Source organism: Capnocytophaga sp. ARDL2 (assembly GCF_041530365.1).
Classification (GTDB): Bacteria; Bacteroidota; Bacteroidia; order Flavobacteriales; family Flavobacteriaceae; genus Flavobacterium.
Genome location: NZ_CP168034.1, coordinates 92,611 through 111,767 on the forward strand (window position 1 = coordinate 92,611; position 19,157 = coordinate 111,767).

The window sequence follows — 19,157 nt, forward strand, 5'->3', positions numbered from 1 at the left end:
CTTATCTTATTAAACTAAAGTGTCCTGTTGCTTCTTTTTCTAATCCTGTTCGTTTATCTACGTAGATTACTTTGAACCAGTAATCAGTTGCTGGCATTGGTTGCCCATTGTATGTTCCGTCCCAACCTGGTCCTGATCCACTGATTTGTTTCAATAATTTTCCGTATCTGTCAAAGATATAGATTTTTGAATCTGGCTGATCTTTCAACGCCCTGATGTTCCATGTATCATTTTGCCCATCATTGTTTGGCGTAAAGAACAACGGATGACCCATCACTAATACCTCTTTCTCTAACGGACAGTAAACGCCGTTTTTCACTCTTATTCGCAGCATGTGTTCTCCTGGTATTACATTCATAAACACATTGCTCTCTTGCCATTCGCCTTCATCTAATTGATACTCTAATGTAACTCCATTTCCTGCATTGGCAATTACTTCCATGCTTATCAATTCGCTAAAGTCTTCCGTAAATCGGATTTCTTCTAAAGTAATTCTTGGACCTTCTGTTACAACTATCGTTCGTGTAGATGTACAGCCTGTTGGCAAGTATGTTACTATCAATGTGTAATCTCCTGGAGCTACCGCTATATAGCTACTTCCTGTTCCTACAACTACTCCATTCCCGTCCATCCATTGGAAAGTATAATCTCCTCCTTCTGGCAATCGTGTATCCATTGTGTATCCCTTGATCAACTCTGATGGGTTGTGGAAATCAAAACACACTACGCCATTTGGTATATTTGGCACCTCTGGACCTGGAATCGTTGTTACTGTAAATGTCACTGTTGCTCTACATTGCATTCCTGGAATTGTGTTGAATACTACTGCTGTGATTTCATCTCCATCTGTACCATTGTACGAGGTTGGGTCTGCAATCAAGTTGCCTTGTGCATCGAAATAACGTACTGACAATGGTGTTGATATCTGCGTTCCGATGATTTCAGCATTCAAACGTGTCAAATCCATAACGGTATTTCCATCGTTTTGTGCATCGTCTTCACAGAATGCAGTGCTTACCGGCATAAAGGCTTTCACCTCTTCTTCTACTCTCAATTCAAACGAACCTATTCCGAAACATCCTACCTCGTTGTGATATACTCGCACCCAAATCTCTTGTACTGTCTGTACGATATTGGTGTAGATATAAGGTACTGGGGCATTATCATTGATTGCGTTTTCTTCGCTCGTATAATATTTCACCATGTAATCTCCTGCTGGCAAGTTGCCCAATATCTCAGATTTTTTATCTTCTAAATTGAAAGTATGGTATCCGTTCGTGTTTTCGATACATACATACATTGGCGACAACTGTGGTACGTTTACCGTAGGTAGTACTACCAATTGCAACGGCACTACTACAAAACAAGAGTTACTTTCTATCGTTGGGTTGTTTGAAACTCGTACGTAAACAATTCCTGTTTGTGCAAGATACTGCGTTGGGTTCATAATCAACGAGTTTGGATCTGCCGTATAAGCTCCGTCTGAATTTGTATAGTATCTAAACGTCAAGTTGGCTATATCATTTGAAATCTCAAACTGTTTTGATGTCAAATCAAAGATACCTAACGGTGCATTGTCTGGCGATACACACGCTTTCAAAGGTGTTGGTGATTCATTTATCTCTGGCAATGGCAAGATGCGTACTTCCAATTCTGTATAGCTCACACATCCGTATTGGTTGGTTACTGCTATGTAAATCGTTTGATTCGCTGTACTTGTTACAAACGTTGTGGGGTCTGCGATTGCATTTACTTCGTTTGCTCTGTCTACTGCCGATGTATAGTAAGCAAATGTTACTCCGAATACTTGTACACCTCCTTGTATTTGAACTTCTCTAATGGTCAAATCCACTTGTTCTTGACCTACGTTTGGCAAGGTAGTTTCACACTTACTGATAGTCGTTGGTGTAGTCAATGCGAGTGGCATTCTTGTTTGGATGGTAAAACTACGCAAACGCAAACATTTTGACCCTACTCTATTTACTGTCACCCAAATCGTTTGTGGATTTTCTGTATTTTCATACTGTGTTGGATTTCCAATCCAGTTGATTCCCTGCTCAGCATTTGCCAATGAAGTATAATATTTAATCTCTAATTCTGATGGATCTACTGATGCGTTCGTTGCATAAATCAATGCGTTTTGAACTGTCAAATCAAAAATCGAAATTCCATCATTTGTTTCTCCAAAGGTATCACATACATTTACTTCTGGCAAGGTTACTGGCATTGCCGGTGCTGTTTCTAAATGGAATGTGATTGGATACACTGTAAAACATCCATATGCATTCGTTACTCTAATCCAAACCACTGGGGTGGTCGTTTGCAAGTTGTTGTATGCTTGCGGTACTGCAATTGGTTGGATGTTGTTGATGGCATTGTTTTGTGTTTCGAAATATGAAACTGCAAATCCTGTCCCTTGAACCAATGGCAAAATATGTTCTACCAAATCAATCGTTCCAAATCCGCCGGTTCCTCCGATGTTACAGATTGAGAATGGCTCTGTTGGCAATGTAATCTGTGGATTGGGCTCTACTCTGATATCCATAGTAGTTGTAGAGAAACATCCTGTAGATTGGTTTACTACTCTAATGTACAACGTTTGTACATTTGCTACTACGTTTTGATACGTCGTTGGCAATGGATTAACTCCTGTCAACGCATCGTTTGCTGTATAGTGGAAAGTAACTCCTAATCCTTGTTGCTCTCCGATAATCAACGGAATTCTCGACAATAAATCAAAGGTTTCAAATCCGTTTCCGTTTTCATCACACAATGTGTAAGATGGTACTACGGCTGGAACTACTGGCGTTCTGTTGATACGCAAATTCAAGATTCCTACTGAAGTACATCCTGTAGCATTATTTGCCACTCGTACATATATGGTACTTGCTGTAGCATTTGAAAAAGCAGTTGGATTTACAATAGAATTTGATCCTGTCAATGCCAACTCTTGTGTTGTGTGATAGGTTACTGTATATTGACCTGCATCTAATGATCCTAAGAATACAGAAGTCGCTTCTGTCAAATCAAACACCTCAATCAAATCATTATCTGTATCACATGCATATAATGAATGTGATAAAGCTCCTAATTCTGGTGTTGGTGTTACATTCAATTCCAATGGAACTACACTCGCACAGTTTGAGTTTTGATATCCAACTCTTACGTAAACCGTTTGATTGTTCAACACGATGTTTTCGTATGCTGTTGGTGTAGCAATCGCATTTTGGTTCAAATTCGCATCTGTCAATGTTTCGTGATACGTAACTTGAACTCCCTCTGGAATTGGATTACCTGCAATTTGAATTGCTGTCGCTTGCAAATTGAACACCGATCTACCGTCGTTTCCTTGATCACACAATGTCAATCCTGGAATTTCGATAGCCGTAGGCAATGCACGCAAGCTCAATTGCAACGGACGTACTACATAACATCCTGTTGTTGCATTTTGTACTCGAACGTAAATTGTTCCAGGTGTAGATGTATAACTCAAAGGCAATTGCAATTCTACATATCCCAATTCAGCATCCGCTTCATTTGCATAGTAAGAAACTGTCAACATTGGAGACAAAGTGATTTGATTGGTTGACAAATTCAAATCAAATGTTCCTGCTCCATTTCCATTATCACATGCAATCGCTACTGGCAATGTTGCTGGGATGTTTGGAAGTGGACTAATGTATAAATAGAATGATGTTACACCATATTCATTAAAATTGTCATTATTAGTAACTCTTACCCAAAGTCTTTCTCCATTTGTACCGTTGTAGTTTGACAATTGAGCATCTGGAATAGCATTGGTTTGGTTTATTGCATCATCTTCAGTAGAATGGAAGGTAACTGTAAAACCAGCATTGTTCCAATAAACATTTTGTTTATGAGGTTCTAAATCAAAAGGCAATGAGGTTACAGACCCCTGATTTGCCATACATTGATGTAAATCTGGCAAATAGTTCAATGCCAATTCACATGTATTTACAGAAACTGTAAACGACCTAACTTTATAACAAGGAGCATCTGTACGTTGAATTCTCACGTAAATTGTTTGCTCATTTGTCAAAGTATTATCATAAGCATACGTATATGGTATTTCATTTTCTGCATTTTCTGCATCTTGAGCAGACAAATAGAAAGAATACGCTACGTGTGGAATATCCATAGTTGCGTGAGCATCACGCAAATCAAAATAAGTAAAATCTCCTAACATCTTACATTGAGAAAGATTTTGAAGAGGCAAATCTATATTAATAGCATCAAATTGCTCAATTGTAATAGGGTCTGGATTGATAATACATCCACCAAATTGAGAAGTAATAATTACACCATAAACACCTGGTGCAGTTACTTCATACGAAGGTCCATTAGCACCAATGATATAATTTCCGTCTTTTGTCCATTGGAAGTGGAACAACGCAGGATCTAAAGCAGTATCTAACAAGTGAGTTTGCGCTTCACAGATAGCTGTACCATCAACTACCAATCTATCAGTACCCAATTGTACTTCTCCAAAGCTAAATGAACCTGCTTCTAAGAATACAGCAGAATCCAATAAAACATCTCCTCTATCCTGAATAACCAATTTGATTCGATAGGTCTGACCTGGAATTACTTCTGCACCCGCAGTCATCTTAACAGTTTCTCCATTAAAATTAATTGCAGATTGCTGACCTACATTAAAATTTCCGAAAAACTGTGGATTTACAGAAGGACACGTTTGACCTCCCATAATGTACTGACTATCTCTAATTGTAATTACCGAAATAGGGTCATTAGTACCTGGCACAATCGCCAAATTGGTAGTTTCTCCAGTTGCCACATTTGTCAAAAAGAAAGCAAAAGAATCAGAATAGGAACATTGATGATTTCCATATTCATTAGAAGCAAAGATAAAGTTGAATGAAAACTCATTTACTTGTGGCACGAAATCAAACTCTAAAATCGTAGCATTATAATAATTTGAAAAAGGTAAAATTCCATTTAAGTAGTTGGTCAACTGTACGTCATGAGGCCATGAATTTACCCCAAAACTTTGACCTAATGCCCCTTGAGGTCCTTGAGCTGCAGTTGCACGTCCCGTACTCAACACAACCCCTGATTCCATAGGAAAAGCAGGATTGGTATTGGTAAAATACCCTATACCATTATCAGAACCAAAGTTTGTTCCTGTAATAGCATTAATATTACTCACAGTAGCACACGGCCCACTGACTAACACATTTTCTACTAACTGTACGGGCGTATGCGAGGTAGAACTCACCGTAATAGGCTGAGAATAACCACACAAAGCCGACAAAGAAAATATTATTTTCAAAAATTTATTCATCAGTACTAACTTATTTTTATTATGATTTTACAAAAGTCGTTCGTGTTAATTTTTAATTAAAGCCCAAATATAACTATATGTTTTGATTTTCTTCACTATTTTTGAAAAAAAATATCAAAAATATGTTTCAATTAACAATTAAACCTACTCAAAATCCGACGATTTTAAAATTTGAATTCCCAGATTTTATTACCTACGGAGCCAATTATGAGTTCAAGAATATAGACGAAACCAAAAATTCGCCTTTGGCAAAAAAATTATTTTTCTTGCCTTTTGTAAAAACAGTTTATATATCTGGAAATTTCATTGCTATCGAACGATTCTCTATCGTTGAATGGGAAGAGGTTCAAGATGAAGTAAAAAAAGTAATCGAAGATTTTGTCGAAAATGGTGGTCAAATCATCATAGAAGAAGAAACGTCTGAACGCAAAAAAATCCCCATTTCGATTTATGGAGAAACCACTCCCAACCCAAGTGTTTTAAAATTTGTTGCCAATAAATTATTGACAAAAACAGCCATCGAATTTAAAAACATTGACGAAACTACTCCTTCACCATTAGCAAAAGAATTGTTTAAATTTCCTTCTGTAAAAGAAATATTTATCGATGAAAATTATGTTTCTATAACTAAATATGATTCGTATGATTGGAATGAAATTTCAACAGAAATCCGCTCGTTTATCAAACAATTTATTGAAAACGGCGGCACTGTAATTGACGAAAATCTCATTACAAAAACAGAAGAACACGAAAAAAATCAAGAGGAGTATTTCAATAACTTAGACGTAACTTCCCAACAGATTGTCAACATATTAGAAGAATACGTAAAACCTGCTGTACAATCTGACGGTGGAAATATCAGCTTTGAAAATTACAACGAAAAAACAAAAACTGTAACAGTTATTTTAAAAGGTGCTTGTAGCGGATGCCCTTCTTCTACTTTCACATTAAAAAACGGTATAGAAAATATGCTTCGCTCAATGCTAAAAAATGATGACATTATTGTTGAAGCACTAAATGGATAATGATTAATAATCTTACAATATGAAAAAAAGTATTTTAACAGTAGGTTTGATTGCTTTTTCACAATCAATTTCAGCTCAAATTTACACAGGTAGAGATTCTGACGTAATGCTTAACAGAGTAAACACTCAAGATAGAGAACCTATCGACGGCTCTGTATATTTTCACAACAACAACAATTTTGAAAGAGCACGTATAAACGGTGGTACAGAAACTTTCAACATACGCTATAACGCATTGAAAGACATTATGGAATATAGCGAAGTAAAGGACTCTTACATCGAGTTGTACAAAGACAAAAATACCAAAGTAGATTTTGTTTCAGGCGAAACTTTTGAACTAAAAACCTATCCTTTCAAAAAAAATGAAGAAACGGGGTATTTACAACTTTGGTCTAAAGGAACAACTCCTATTTACAAAAGAAGCAGAAAATATCTTCAAGCAGCTTCTGCTCAAACAGATAGTTATGGTGGAGTGAGAAAACAAGCGGAATACAAATCAGAAAAAGCAAATTACTTTATAGAAAAAGACGGAAAATTAATCCCTTTTGACAAGATAAAAGACATCATTGCATTGTTTCCTTCTAAAGAAAAAGAAGCAAAAACTTATTTAAAAAACAACAAAGTTTCGTTGGAAAGAAGAGACGAATTGGAAAAACTAATAAATTTCCTAAACAATTAAAAACAAAAAAAGAGGCTAAAGCCTCTTTTTTTTCTCAAAATCCTATTGATTATTTTACTACAAATGGTTGGTTGCTTACTTTTCCATCTTGTTTGATTTCGATACGGTAACATTCAAAGAAGAGATATCTAAAGTAGAAGAAACCTCTGTGTCGATAAGGGTTCTTCCTGTCATATCACAAACGCGAACTTGTTTATCAGATGCTGAGTTTGAAGTAATGTTTACGATAGAAGTCACTGGATTAGGGAAAATAGACAATCCTTCGATTTCGTTTACTTTTGACGACAATGTTCCTAGAGCCCAGTTGATGTTGTCGATAATAACGTTAGCATTATTAGATGTATTTGTTCTAAATTTTACTATAATCACTTGTCCTTCATAAGCTGAAAAAACTTCTGTCGGCACGTTGAAAGTGTAAACAGTCTCTTCTATTCCTTGATTAGATCCAAAAGCTGGAGTTTCTGCTACTTGCTCATCATTGAATAAAATTTGAACTACACGAGCAATCGCATTTGTACGAGCTTTTCTATATTGAAAAGAATATTGAGTCAATCCATTTGGATAAGTAGCTTGTAAAACTGTGTTTTTTTTCTGATAATTACACCTTTCCCATCAATTGCAAAATCTCCTTCTCTTGTACAATCATTGCAAGAATAATCAATTCCTGAAACACCTGTAAAAAAAAATAATCCCAGCCCTCCTAAATCTACAGTTGCTGGAAGGTTATCAAAAGTTTCAACTGTTTGAGCATTAGCTGTTGTAAAACCTGCAATAGCTAATAAAGCTACTAAGTATTTTTTTTCATCTTAATTATTTTCTTGTTAGTTATATCACTGACAAAACTATTCTTTATTTCTTTTGTATTTTCAACGGTTAATTTTTTAACATATCATGTAAAAGAAAATAACTATATTTCAATCAAAAACACTCAACAAAATAAGCACTTATTGATTTTATTGCTATTTTTATTAAAAAAATATTTAACAGAAAGACAACCATTAATTTTCAAACATAATTATCAATTACAAACAATTATCTCTGTAGTATTCGATTCACTTTATATCAGAAACTCCATTTCTCTACTGAAAAACAATTATTTATATGTAAAAAATCTTTTGTTTTTTTGTTCTTATTTTAATTTAGGAAATTGCTGTAATAATACGTACCTTTGCGAAAATTAATCTATTATGCTAAACAATAAACAACAGATCATAGACCGTTTTATCAGTTATGTAACGGTAGATACAGAATCAGATCCAACTTCAAACACGACACCTTCTACAGAAAAACAATGGATTTTGGCGAATCAATTAGTAGAAGAATTGAAAAAAATCGGATTGAGCAATGTTACGATTGACGAAAATTCGTATGTTATGGCTACTTTGCCAAGTAATGTAGATTACGAAGTTCCTACAATTGGGTTTATTTCTCACTTTGATACTTCTCCAGATTTTACAGGAGCTAATGTAAAACCTCAAATTGTAGAAAACTACGACGGTGGAGACATTGTATTAAACAAAGATTTAGACATCGTGTTATCGCCTTCTTATTTCAAAGATTTGTTGTTGTACAAAGGTCAAACATTGATTACTACAGACGGTACTACACTTTTGGGAGCAGATGACAAAGCAGGTATTTGCGAAATTGTTTCGGCAGTTGAATACCTAATCAATCATCCTGAAATCAAACACGGAGACATCAGAATAGGATTTACACCAGATGAAGAAATCGGTCGTGGAGCTCATAAATTTGATGTAAAAAAATTTAACGCTGACTGGGCTTATACGATGGACGGAAGTCAAGTAGGAGAATTGGAGTACGAAAACTTTAATGCGGCAGGAGTAAAATTGACTTTCAAAGGAAAAAGCGTTCACCCTGGATATGCTAAAAACAAAATGATTAACTCTATTTTGTTGGCAAATCAATTCATTGCTCAATTGCCTGCGAATGAAGTTCCAGAAAAAACAACAGGTTATGAAGGATTTTTTCATGTAAACAACATCGAGGGAAGCATTGAAAAAACGACGGTTCAATTGATTATCCGCGACCATGATATGGAAAAATACCAAGCAAGAAAAGCGTTTGTGCAATCATTGGCAGACAAACTAAATGCTGAATATGCTGAAAAATTTGGTGAAGACATCGTAATTTGCGAAATCAACGACCAATATTTTAACATGAAAGAAAAAGTAGAACCTGTGATGCACATCGTTGATATTGCGGAACAAGCCATAAAAGAATTGGGTATCACACCATTGATTAAGCCAATTCGCGGAGGAACTGATGGTTCGCAATTGTCGTACATGGGATTACCTTGTCCAAATATTTTTGCAGGTGGACACAACTTCCATGGAAAATACGAATATGTACCTGTAGAAAGCATCATGAAAGCAACTGAAGTAATCATAAAAATCGCTGAAATCACAGCTGATAAATACAAAAAATAATCAACAAAAAAAACGAGGTTTGAATGTAAACCTCGTTTTTTTATACGTTTTTATTTGCCAATTGCCCACAAGCGGCATCAATATCTCCTCCTCTACTTTTGCGAACGGTAATTAAAATACCTGCTTTTTCGAGTTCGCTTACATATTTTTGTTCTGCTTCTATATTTCTTTTGTCAAATTTACCTTCTCCTATAGAATTGTACTGTATCAAATTTACTTTTGATGGCACTTTTTTACAATATTTTATCAAAGCCTGAATATCCTCGTCTTTATCATTGATACCTTTCCAAACACAATATTCAAAAGTAATACGTGATTTGGTCTTTTTGTACCAATACAGTAAGGCATCCATGATATCTGTCAATGGAAATTTGGTCGAAAACGGCATTATATCATTACGAGTTTCTTCGATTGCAGAGTGCAATGAAAGAGCCAATTTTACTTTCAGGTTTTCGTCTGCCAACATTTTGATCATTTTCGGAATCCCCGAAGTCGAAATCGTGATGCGTTTCGACGACATCCCCAATCCTTCTGGTTGAGTAATCTTTCTCACGGCATCTACTACATTGTTGTAATTCATCATCGGTTCGCCCATCCCCATAAATACAATATTACTCAACGGTCTATCAAAATGCATCTTGCTTTGCTGGTCTATCAACACTACTTGATCAACAATTTCTGCCACTTCAAGATTACGCATACGCTTGAGTTTGGCTGTAGCACAAAATTCACAATTGAGTGAACAACCCACTTGCGACGAAATACAAGCTGTCGTACGAGTTTCCGTCGGAATCAATACAGACTCTACTACCAAGCCGTCATACAATTTCACTCCATTTTTTATCGTTCCATCGATACTCTTTTGCATCAAATCTACTTTTATAGGGTTGATGCTAAAATCTTGAAGTAATCGCTCACGCAATTTCAATGAAATATTAGTCATTTCATCTATTGATTTTTGCTGCTTTGACCACAACCATTCATACACTTGCTTGGCTCTAAAGGACTTTTCTCCTATAGAAACAAAATATTCGGTCAGTTGGCCCAAGGTCAATGTTCTGATATCTCTCATCGTTGTTGCGTAATTTTTTAGATTACAAAAATAGGATTTTTATAATAGATACTAATCAAAAAAGTGAAGTATCCCTACATCACTTTTAGTTCAAACGCTTTTTTGTCTTCGATATAACCCACCAGTACATCGTTGGGTGCTACTATTCCCACACCTGCGGGCGTACCTGTATAAATGATATCGCCTACTTTTAGGGTGTAAAATTGTGAAATATAACTAATGATTTCGTCTATGACAAAAATCATTTCGTTTGTATTGCCCTTTTGTACAATTTCGCCATTTTTTTCTAAGTGGAAATTCAAATTTTCTAAAGAAGTAAATTCACTTTTAGGAAAAAACGCTCCCACTACAGCCGAACCGTCAAATCCTTTAGAAATTTCCCAAGGCAATCCTTTAGATTTTAATTGACTTTGCAAATCCCTTGCGGTAAAGTCTATTCCCAAACCAATCTGCTCGTAATATTTATTAGCAAATTTGGGTGCAATGTACTTTCCTACTTTGTTTATTTTTACCAACAACTCTACCTCGTGTTCGATTTGATTGCTAAACTCTGGTATCACAAACGCCTGTTCTTTGTTGAGAATAGCGGTGTCTGGTTTCAGAAAAATCACGGGATTTTCTGGGCGTTCGTTGTTGAGTTCGTCTATATGTTGCGGATAATTTCTTCCGATGCAGATTATTTTCATGAATATAATTATTTTTGGTTTCACGCAGATTTTTAATATCCCCCTCTTTAGGCTTACTTTATTTTAGCAAATGACGCAGATATATTATTTGGATAGAACATTTTTTGATTTATCAAAAAAACATCTGTAGTAATTAGCTTTAAACCATAGATTTAACCGTTTTAAGAGCTGTTTTTTTATCATATTTTTAAAATCTGTGTAAATCAGCGTGAGAAAAAAGTCAAGATGATTTCGAAGAAAAGTGTAGCGTAAAAAATTAAAACTTATTTGCAAATTGTCTTAACTTGATTGCTGTTAAAACTTTTTTGGTATAAAGCGGAAAATCAGCATTTTGAATCCAAGCGTAATACCCCAAATCTTTTTCTAAAATTTCCTCTACCAACATTCCCTTGTATTTTCCGAAAGAGAAAATCTCTTTTCCTTCTTCATTCAATGCAATAAATCCAGCAAAATCCACCGATTTTTTTCTACTTGTATATTCCGAAAGCGAACGAATATCTGTTGGTAAATCATCGTAGCGTTCCAATTGCGACTTAAAAATTTCGTAAGTTGCTTCGGTATCTGCAGATGCAGAATGGGCGTTGTCTAATGTCTTCCCACAGTAAAATTTGTAGGCTGCACTCAATGTTCGTTCTTCTTTTTTGTGGAAAATCGTTTGAATATCTACCGCTACCCTATTTTTCATATCAAAATCGATTTCAGCTCTCAACAATTCTTCCACCAACAAAGGAATATCAAAGCGGTCTGAATTAAAACCTGCCAAATCTGAATCTTTAATCATATTGTAAATTTGCGGGGCCAATTCCTTAAACAATGGTTCGTTTGCTACTTTTTCATCAGTTATGCCGTGTACATCCGACGCTTGTTTTGGAATCGGGCGACCTGGATTTACCAGCCAAGTTTTGCTTTCTTTGTTTCCATTGGGATAGACTTTCAAAATCGAGATTTCTACAATTTTGTCTTTTGCTATGTCGATACCTGTTGTTTCCAAATCAAAAAAACAGATGGGCTTATGCAGTTGAATATTCATTAGTTTTCGTTTGTATTAGAGTTGTTTTTAGCTATTGATTCAAATTCGTTATCGGTTTCTACCGATTTGTATGCCTCGATGATTTGTTTTACCAATCGGTGTCTTACCACATCTTTATCGTCGAGGTACAAGATTTTTATTCCGTTAATATTTTTGAGTATTCTCAATGCCTCTTTCAGTCCCGAGCTAACTTTTCGTGGCAAATCCACCTGACCTGGATCGCCTGTGATGATAAATTTGGCATTTTTTCCCATACGCGTCAAAAACATTTTCATCTGAGCGTGTGTAGTATTTTGTGCTTCGTCCAATATCACAAAAGCGTTGTCCAAAGTACGCCCACGCATAAATGCCAACGGAGCGATTTGAATAATTCCCTTTTGGATATAATCGTCCAAAGTAGCCGGTGGAATCATATCACGCAAAGCATCGTACAAAGGTTGCATATACGGGTCGAGCTTTTCTTTCATATCTCCAGGCAAAAAACCGAGATTTTCACCTGCTTCTACAGCAGGACGCGTCAAAATAATGCGTTTTACCTGTTTTTCTTTCAAGGCTTTTACCGCCAATGCCACGCCCGTATAGGTTTTTCCTGTCCCCGCAGGCCCAATGACGAATAGCATATCGTTGTGAGCGATAGATTTTACAATCAAATGCTGATTGGGCGTCAAAGGCTTGATGAGTTTACCCCCCACACCATGCACCAACACATCGTTGAATGCCGCAGGTTGTTGAGGCATATCGTCCATAACCAAGCGTTCGATAATGTTTTCGTTGAGTGTATTGTATTTTAGGTAATATTTCATAATGCGTTCAAAACGAGATTCAAACACATCTAAAACCTCACTATCACCAAAGATTTTCATAAAATTGCCACGAGCGACAATTTTCACTTTTGGGAATAGTTTTTTCAATGCCATCAAATGCACTTCTCTACTGCCCCAAAAATCCTCTGGGGTAATATTTTCTAATTCGATTATTCTTTCGTTTTCAATCACGCAGTTTAAAAATATTTGTGTTAAATTTGTTCCCCAAAACTACTAAAAAAACTAATAGGAAAAGTAAAAAATGTCAATTATTACTCTCACAACAGATTTCGGACACAAGGATTATTTTGTTGCAGTACTAAAAGAAAAGATTTTCAATGCTTTTTCAGAGGCAAAAATTCTCGATATTACGCACAAAATAGACCTTTACAACCTTTCGGATACCGCCTACAATTTGTTGGGAGTATTGCAGCATTTTACCTTACCTGCTTTTCACTTTGTCTTTGTGGATTCGGAAATAGAATCGAGCAATGAATTTATTTTGGCTAAAAAAAACAATCAATGGATATTTGTAGCCAATAATGGATTGATTTCTCTACTTTCTGTTTATCATTCATTTGATGAAATTTATAAAATAGAAAAACCTACAGCTAAACAATCAACGGTAGATTGCTATTTGTCTTTTGTAGAACATATAAACAATGGTCAATTGCCTGAACAAACACCCATTGAAGAAATCAAACAATTGACCGAATTGAAAGTTTCATACAATAAAGAAAACAATCAACTCAGGGGAGTGGTCATTTATGAAGACAATTATGGAAATTTAGTAACCAATATCACGAAAGAATTGTTTGACAAGTACAGAGAAAATCGCAAGTTTACCTGCAAATTTTCCAACTATTCCTTTGATAGGATTCAGTCGCATTATGAAGATTTTAGGTTAAAAGAAAACGAAACCGTCAAGCAAAAAGAAGGAAGTGGGCTATTGCTTTTCAACGATCAAAACTTTTTGCAAATTTCCATTTACAAATCCAAAGAAAACGGTGGAGGTATCCCACGTAATTTGATGAATTTGTCGTATAGAGATACGGTTTTTATAGAGTTTGAAGAATAAAAAAAGGCTGCTCGATTGAGCAGCTTTTTTCAAATTATATTTTCACCGTCCATTCAAACGGATCATCAGCCAATTTATTTTGAATTTTTGTCAAAGCATCTTTCAACTGTAATGCATACGATTTTTCGTCATCCAAATGAGGCAATTCGTAGTACTTCCCACCGTATTCAAAACCTTCGATTTGGTTTACAACCGCTGCTGTACCCGCGCCGAAAATTTCTTTCAACTCACCTTTTTCAAAAGCTTCGATGATTTCTTGTACAAGTATATGGCGAACCTCAAATTTGTACCCTAAATGTTCACCCAATTTTATCAAAGATTTACGAGTAACACCATCTAAAATTCTTTCAGAAGTAGGGGCTGTAATCAAAGTATCATTGATTCTAAAAAACACATTCATTGTACCCGCTTCTTCCAATTTTGTATGCGTAGCCGAATCTGTCCAAATAACTTGGTTATATCCCGCTTGTTGAGCCAATTGCGTTGGATAAAACTGTGCTGAATAGTTTCCAGCTGCTTTTGCCGCTCCGATACCACCATTTGCAGCACGAGAAAAATGCTCGGCAATTTGTACTTTTACCTTTCCAGAATAATATGATTTTGCTGGAGATAGAATAATACAAAACAAAAATTCATTTGATGGACTAGCGACTACTCCACCCTCTGTAGCAATCATAAACGGACGTATGTACAACGAATTTCCCATACCTTTTCTCACCCATTCTCTTTCTACGTTGAGTAAAGTTTTTAGTCCGTCGATAAACAATTCTTTAGGTAGAGTAGGCATTGCCAATCGAGTAGCCGACTTATTGAAACGCTCATAATTTTCTTCAGGACGGAAAAGCCAAATATCATCATTTGAATCTTTATAAGCTTTCATCCCTTCGAAAATAGCTTGTCCATAATGAAAAACACGAGCAGAAGGCTCTAATTGAATCGGACTGTAAGGTAGTATTTCTGCTGTCTGCCATTGACCATCTTTGTAATTACAAATCAACATGTGGTCAGTAAATTTCGCCCCAAATTTAAGGTCTTCAAAGTCAAAAGTATCAATTTTAGACTTCTGACATTTATTTATTTTAATGTTACTAATGTCGTATTTCATTTTGATGTTTTGTGATTAATGGCAAAGTTACTAAAAATAACCCTCTTAATTTTTGATAGTGTAATAAGATTTTGTTAATCTCTAAAAAAAGAGTTGCATAATGAAATACAACTCTATCGTATATGAAACAATAAAATTAAAATCTCTTCTTTCAAACTTTCCCTCTTCTACAACGAATTTAAAAATCTCAACAGTGCTTCTCGTTCATTTTTAGAAAGTTTAGTAAAAGCCTCCTTACTTGATTGAGCTTCGCCGCCGTGCCACAAAATAGCTTCAGTGAGATTTCTGGCTCTTCCGTCGTGCAAAAATTGGGTATGTCCATTGACCAATTGTTGAAAACCTATTCCCCACAAAGGACGCGTTTTCCATTCGCGACCGTTTGCCAAAAAATCTGGTCTGTGATCTGCCAATCCTTCGCCCATATCGTGCAACAACATATCGGTATAAGGGTAAATCGTTTGATATGACAATGCTGCAACTGGACTATATCCTGTCATTTGCTTTGGAATATGGCATTTGGCACATTGCAATTGTTCAAATAATTTGGCTCCTCTTCTCACCTCTCTATCATCATAAAATCTCGAAGCAGGTACTGCCAAAGATTGAGCATAAAATGTTACAGCATTTAGCGTTTCATCATCTATTTCTGGGTCGTCACTTCGTCCGTCATTACCACTGCTCTGTCCTGCTCCTGTTTCTATTGGAAACAGCGGATTGGTAACTCCCATATCGTGTACAAACGCTCCTGCACACTGCTCTAAAAGTGTAGCGGTATTGGCTTTCCAGCCAAATCTTCCCAATTTTGTTTGTTGCGAAACGGCATCATACACCCAATTGGGTCTGCCTGAAATTCCATCTCCATCGGTATCGTGTTCGTCTGCATGCATTTGCTAAAATATGTTGTTCAGGTATGAGTTCCAACAATCCCAACCCAAACATTGGCGTACCTACCCTTGGCGAAATTAAAATATTTGAAGGCAGTGGTTTGTAAGGTTGCCTCAAATAGTAAGTAGGACGACGCATTTCTACGTTTGTACCATCTGCCAATGTTTCGTGAAAATATTCATACGACACATCAAAAACAGCCTCTGGTTGATAACCAAACAATGCGTGATTTTGTATTTGCAATCCAAAATCTGGCACAGGTACAGGTCCACCATTTGTAGCAACACCTGGTAAACTCACCCTAAGAAAAAATCCACTACGCACCGATAAATCGGTTGGTATTGCAGCTCTACCATCTCTAGGATGACACGAAATACAAGACGAATTGTTGAAAATAGGCCCTAATCCCTCATTTACATTATTAGGAGCAGATACAAAAACGGACTCAAAAATCAAATCTCCTTCGAGATGCAATGCCAATTCTTCCGGAGAAAGATTATTTGCAGGAAAGCTATACGCATTACTCGAATTGGTAATTACTGTGGTAGCTCCACCAGCCATCTTTCTTTCGTATAAATTAGGTAAATCATCAACTTGAGCATCGTCTTTACAGCTGTACAACGACAATGATAATAGAAGTAATGTGTAGATTTTTTTCATTTTATATCAAATTACCTACTTTAATTGATTAGTATTTTAATTGCCAAATAATTAATATCCGTCTAAAAAAGACTTTGACAAAGTTTTGGACTTTGTCAAAGCGATTTACTTCAAAAATATAATTACAATTAAGGCAATGAATTGATAAATGGTTTCAATTCGCTTTCCAAAATTTCTTGCAATTCGGTAACTTTTTCTTGTGCTTGTATCACCGCAGGACGATTGTTGCTTATAGCCTGAGTAAATGTACCTGGAATAGCCTCAATTGCTGCAATTGCTTCATTGATAGCTGTTTTGATTTTGGTATCCAATGTCGGATTGGTTACAATCAACAAATGTTCTAATCCCAATACATCTTTTTGTCCGTATTTTCCTAAATAAATGTTTTGGATACTACGCATATTATCGGCAAAATCTGCTTTTGAATTGTTGCTAAAACGAGACTCTTCCAACTCTGGCTTAGGCACTCCTCCTTCAGAATTTAATGGATCTTCGATTTTTCCTGCTCCTACTTCGTCTGCAATGGTAACCAATCCTTCAACGATTTCTTCCAAGGCTGCTTTTTGAGATGGGTACAAAACACTTCCTACACCTGCTGTGATAAAATGTTGAGCAAAATTTCCTCCTGATGCCTTCCATCCATCATACAATTTCTGAGTGTTTAATTGCAAATCTACCGCCGCTGCCAACAAATATTCTTTTTGTCTTGCAGTGATTTCATTGGCTTGTTTGTTGCCATTTTCACCCCAAATCAAAAACTCAATTAAGTGGAAACCTCTGGCTTCGTTGTTTGCTGCAATCAACGCTGCTGTAATGTTTTGATTGCTATTTATGATATCGTTCATCGCATTTACATCAACAGGCCAAGTATCCAATGCTGGGTCTAATCCTTCCGTATCAACAGGACCATACAAAAAACCTTCTGATTGCTCCCAAGGCTTTCTCGTATCTACCCACGCTTTACGCATCGCTTGTAAATTGGCATCCGAACTATTGGCGATAAATGCATCTACACTGTTTTTTAATGCAATTGCTTTTTGATTCAAGTCTTTGTAAGTTTCTGTAATCACATCAACCGACAAAGCTGTTAATACATCTTTATAACCTGGTGTAGTATTTTTTGAATCATCTACACTACTACATCCTACTGCAACTGCCGCTGCAATTACATACGCAAAAGTTTTCAACTGTTTCATAATGACATATATTTAATTAATTGAATTTGTTTTAAAACGAAAATCCGATTCCCATAGAAAAAGTATTTTCTCTTTGTTTATCACCGGTTTTCAAACTGGTAATTGGATCGATATGGTCTGACCCCAATTTTCTTGTTTGATAATGCACCTTATAAACGATATTTGGATGAATAAACCAATTCATACCAAAAGTATAAACTGTGCGTTCCCAACGAGATTTTTTCACAACATTTCCTTCGGTTTGATACATGGTGTCGTAATATTCATAACGAACAAAGGGATATAATTTTTGTTTGTGATTGGGCGAAAAAATCGATAGTACATCATATCCAATATCCGCCGAAATTCCCAAAGCATTTTTTCCTATGGGTGTTCGTTTTACTCCTAATTTGTTGGAAAGTAAAGCATTTTTACGACTGATGATATGTGAATTCTGCAAATCGCCATACAATCCCACAGCCGAAAATCTCAATGGACCTTCTTCATAAGTAATATGTGCTGTAAAAAGGGAAACATAGGCCGAATATTCCATATCATTTTTCGGACGATTGGCAGCGGCATCGTTTATATAAGCCGAAATACCCGCATACGAATATTTATTTTTTCCAAATTTGTAATCCAATCTTGCCGAGTAAGCAAAACTGTTTCCATTAACCATTTCAAATCGCTGTTGATGACCATTTTTTATCCAACCACGCGAACTAAAACCTGAGGAATCTAAACCATTGGTTACAGAAACCTCATATCGAAATGTATTTAAAAAAGTTCCATAAAATTGGATACCGTTTTCATACCAACCTAACGGCATGATTTCGTTTTCCATTTCCTGTCTGTGTGTAGTAAAATATTGTGTAGGTCGGTCGATGTCTTGAGCTAAATTGAGATGCAATTTCATTCTTCCAGCACGAATATTGAAATACGGTTGAATTGTAAAATCTATATGCACCTGTTCGAGTTTTACCTCTCCACCTGCTTCGACTTCTTGTTCGTATTCACCAAATTCTTCTTGGGTATCGAGTTCGATGGTACTTCCCGTTCCACCGTGTTCAAATTCAATTTCCGTTTTCAGTTTTATTTTATCCGTAAACGAATAACCTAAATACAAATTCAATCGCTCGGCATCAAACTTATCTTTGATATTCAAATCTGTATCAAATCTTCCGTAATT

The 19,157-nt window shown here is 36.0% G+C and carries 15 protein-coding genes; 4 read left to right on the forward strand and 11 right to left on the reverse strand.

Annotated features, from left to right (window positions below; all coding sequences use genetic code 11):
- Position 1: 1 nt before the first annotated feature.
- A complete protein-coding gene (locus tag AB4865_RS00480; RefSeq protein ID WP_372473780.1) occupies positions 2-5,311 on the reverse strand; it encodes a choice-of-anchor L domain-containing protein in 5,310 nt (1,769 codons plus the stop codon).
- 134 nt (positions 5,312-5,445) lie between these two features.
- Between AB4865_RS00480 and AB4865_RS00485 the strand changes: the two genes are divergently transcribed.
- Positions 5,446-6,348 (forward strand): NifU family protein, encoded by a 903-nt coding sequence (locus AB4865_RS00485; RefSeq protein WP_372473781.1) that lies wholly within the window; start codon positions 5,446-5,448, stop codon positions 6,346-6,348.
- Positions 6,349-6,367: 19 nt separating this feature from the next.
- The gene (locus tag AB4865_RS00490; RefSeq protein WP_372473782.1) at positions 6,368-7,027 is read left to right on the forward strand and encodes a hypothetical protein; all 660 of its coding nucleotides are present in this window, start codon (positions 6,368-6,370) and stop codon (positions 7,025-7,027) included.
- A gap of 75 nt (positions 7,028-7,102) precedes the next feature.
- On the opposite strand, the gene AB4865_RS00495 is transcribed toward AB4865_RS00490, so the two are convergent.
- The gene (locus AB4865_RS00495; protein WP_372473783.1) at positions 7,103-7,579 is read right to left on the reverse strand and encodes a T9SS type A sorting domain-containing protein; all 477 of its coding nucleotides are present in this window, start codon (positions 7,577-7,579) and stop codon (positions 7,103-7,105) included.
- A gap of 635 nt (positions 7,580-8,214) precedes the next feature.
- On the opposite strand from AB4865_RS00495, the gene pepT reads away from it, so the two are divergent.
- Entirely contained in the window at positions 8,215-9,474 is a 1,260-nt protein-coding gene (gene pepT / locus AB4865_RS00500; protein ID WP_372473784.1) for a peptidase T, read from the forward strand.
- A 40-nt stretch (positions 9,475-9,514) separates the two neighbouring features.
- Here the strand turns inward: pepT and rlmN are convergent, their stop codons facing one another.
- The 4 genes from rlmN to AB4865_RS00520 form a co-directional block, all read right to left on the reverse strand.
- The gene (rlmN, locus tag AB4865_RS00505; RefSeq protein ID WP_372473785.1) at positions 9,515-10,546 is read right to left on the reverse strand and encodes a 23S rRNA (adenine(2503)-C(2))-methyltransferase RlmN; all 1,032 of its coding nucleotides are present in this window, start codon (positions 10,544-10,546) and stop codon (positions 9,515-9,517) included.
- Positions 10,547-10,620: 74 nt separating this feature from the next.
- Complete coding sequence (locus tag AB4865_RS00510) at positions 10,621-11,232, reverse strand: fumarylacetoacetate hydrolase family protein (protein ID WP_372473786.1); 612 nt, start codon at positions 11,230-11,232, stop codon at positions 10,621-10,623.
- Positions 11,233-11,488: 256 nt separating this feature from the next.
- The gene (locus AB4865_RS00515) at positions 11,489-12,262 is read right to left on the reverse strand and encodes an exonuclease domain-containing protein (RefSeq protein ID WP_372473787.1); all 774 of its coding nucleotides are present in this window, start codon (positions 12,260-12,262) and stop codon (positions 11,489-11,491) included.
- On the reverse strand, positions 12,262-13,257 hold the full coding sequence (locus AB4865_RS00520; protein WP_372473788.1) for a PhoH family protein: 996 nt from the start codon (positions 13,255-13,257) through the stop codon (positions 12,262-12,264). The genes AB4865_RS00515 and AB4865_RS00520 overlap by 1 nt, the downstream gene beginning before the upstream one ends.
- A 70-nt stretch (positions 13,258-13,327) precedes the next feature.
- On the opposite strand from AB4865_RS00520, the gene AB4865_RS00525 reads away from it, so the two are divergent.
- Positions 13,328-14,143 (forward strand): S-adenosyl-l-methionine hydroxide adenosyltransferase family protein, encoded by an 816-nt coding sequence (locus AB4865_RS00525; protein WP_372473789.1) that lies wholly within the window; start codon positions 13,328-13,330, stop codon positions 14,141-14,143.
- 34 nt (positions 14,144-14,177) lie between these two features.
- Here the strand turns inward: AB4865_RS00525 and AB4865_RS00530 are convergent, their stop codons facing one another.
- From AB4865_RS00530 to AB4865_RS00550, 5 genes are all read right to left on the reverse strand, one after another.
- Positions 14,178-15,248 (reverse strand): branched-chain amino acid aminotransferase, encoded by a 1,071-nt coding sequence (locus AB4865_RS00530; RefSeq protein ID WP_372473790.1) that lies wholly within the window; start codon positions 15,246-15,248, stop codon positions 14,178-14,180.
- A gap of 167 nt (positions 15,249-15,415) precedes the next feature.
- Positions 15,416-16,135, reverse strand: a complete 720-nt coding sequence (locus AB4865_RS00535; RefSeq protein ID WP_372473791.1) for a di-heme oxidoredictase family protein — start codon at positions 16,133-16,135, stop codon at positions 15,416-15,418.
- Positions 16,071-16,793 (reverse strand): di-heme oxidoredictase family protein, encoded by a 723-nt coding sequence (locus AB4865_RS00540; RefSeq protein WP_372473792.1) that lies wholly within the window; start codon positions 16,791-16,793, stop codon positions 16,071-16,073. The genes AB4865_RS00535 and AB4865_RS00540 overlap by 65 nt, the downstream gene beginning before the upstream one ends.
- Positions 16,794-16,921: 128 nt before the next feature.
- Positions 16,922-17,989: an imelysin family protein gene (locus AB4865_RS00545; RefSeq protein ID WP_372473793.1), complete on the reverse strand. Its 1,068-nt coding sequence runs from the start codon at positions 17,987-17,989 to the stop codon at positions 16,922-16,924.
- 31 nt (positions 17,990-18,020) lie between these two features.
- On the reverse strand, positions 18,021-19,133 hold the full coding sequence (locus AB4865_RS00550) for an autotransporter outer membrane beta-barrel domain-containing protein (RefSeq protein WP_372473794.1): 1,113 nt from the start codon (positions 19,131-19,133) through the stop codon (positions 18,021-18,023).
- Positions 19,134-19,157: the final 24 nt, after the last annotated feature.

Bases quoted from the DNA above. Each gene is read 5' to 3' on its own strand.
- AB4865_RS00485 (WP_372473781.1), top strand. From the start codon at position 5,446: ATGTTTCAATTAACAATTAAACCTACTCAAAATCCGACGATTTTAAAA.
- AB4865_RS00490 (WP_372473782.1), top strand. From the start codon at position 6,368: ATGAAAAAAAGTATTTTAACAGTAGGTTTGATTGCTTTTTCACAATCA.
- pepT (WP_372473784.1), top strand. From the start codon at position 8,215: ATGCTAAACAATAAACAACAGATCATAGACCGTTTTATCAGTTATGTA.
- rlmN (WP_372473785.1), bottom strand. From the start codon at position 10,546: ATGAGAGATATCAGAACATTGACCTTGGGCCAACTGACCGAATATTTT.
- AB4865_RS00510 (WP_372473786.1), bottom strand. From the start codon at position 11,232: ATGAAAATAATCTGCATCGGAAGAAATTATCCGCAACATATAGACGAA.
- AB4865_RS00515 (WP_372473787.1), bottom strand. From the start codon at position 12,262: ATGAATATTCAACTGCATAAGCCCATCTGTTTTTTTGATTTGGAAACA.
- AB4865_RS00525 (WP_372473789.1), top strand. From the start codon at position 13,328: ATGTCAATTATTACTCTCACAACAGATTTCGGACACAAGGATTATTTT.
- AB4865_RS00530 (WP_372473790.1), bottom strand. From the start codon at position 15,248: ATGAAATACGACATTAGTAACATTAAAATAAATAAATGTCAGAAGTCT.
- AB4865_RS00535 (WP_372473791.1), bottom strand. From the start codon at position 16,135: ATGCATGCAGACGAACACGATACCGATGGAGATGGAATTTCAGGCAGA.
- AB4865_RS00540 (WP_372473792.1), bottom strand. From the start codon at position 16,793: ATGAAAAAAATCTACACATTACTTCTATTATCATTGTCGTTGTACAGC.
- AB4865_RS00545 (WP_372473793.1), bottom strand. From the start codon at position 17,989: ATGAAACAGTTGAAAACTTTTGCGTATGTAATTGCAGCGGCAGTTGCA.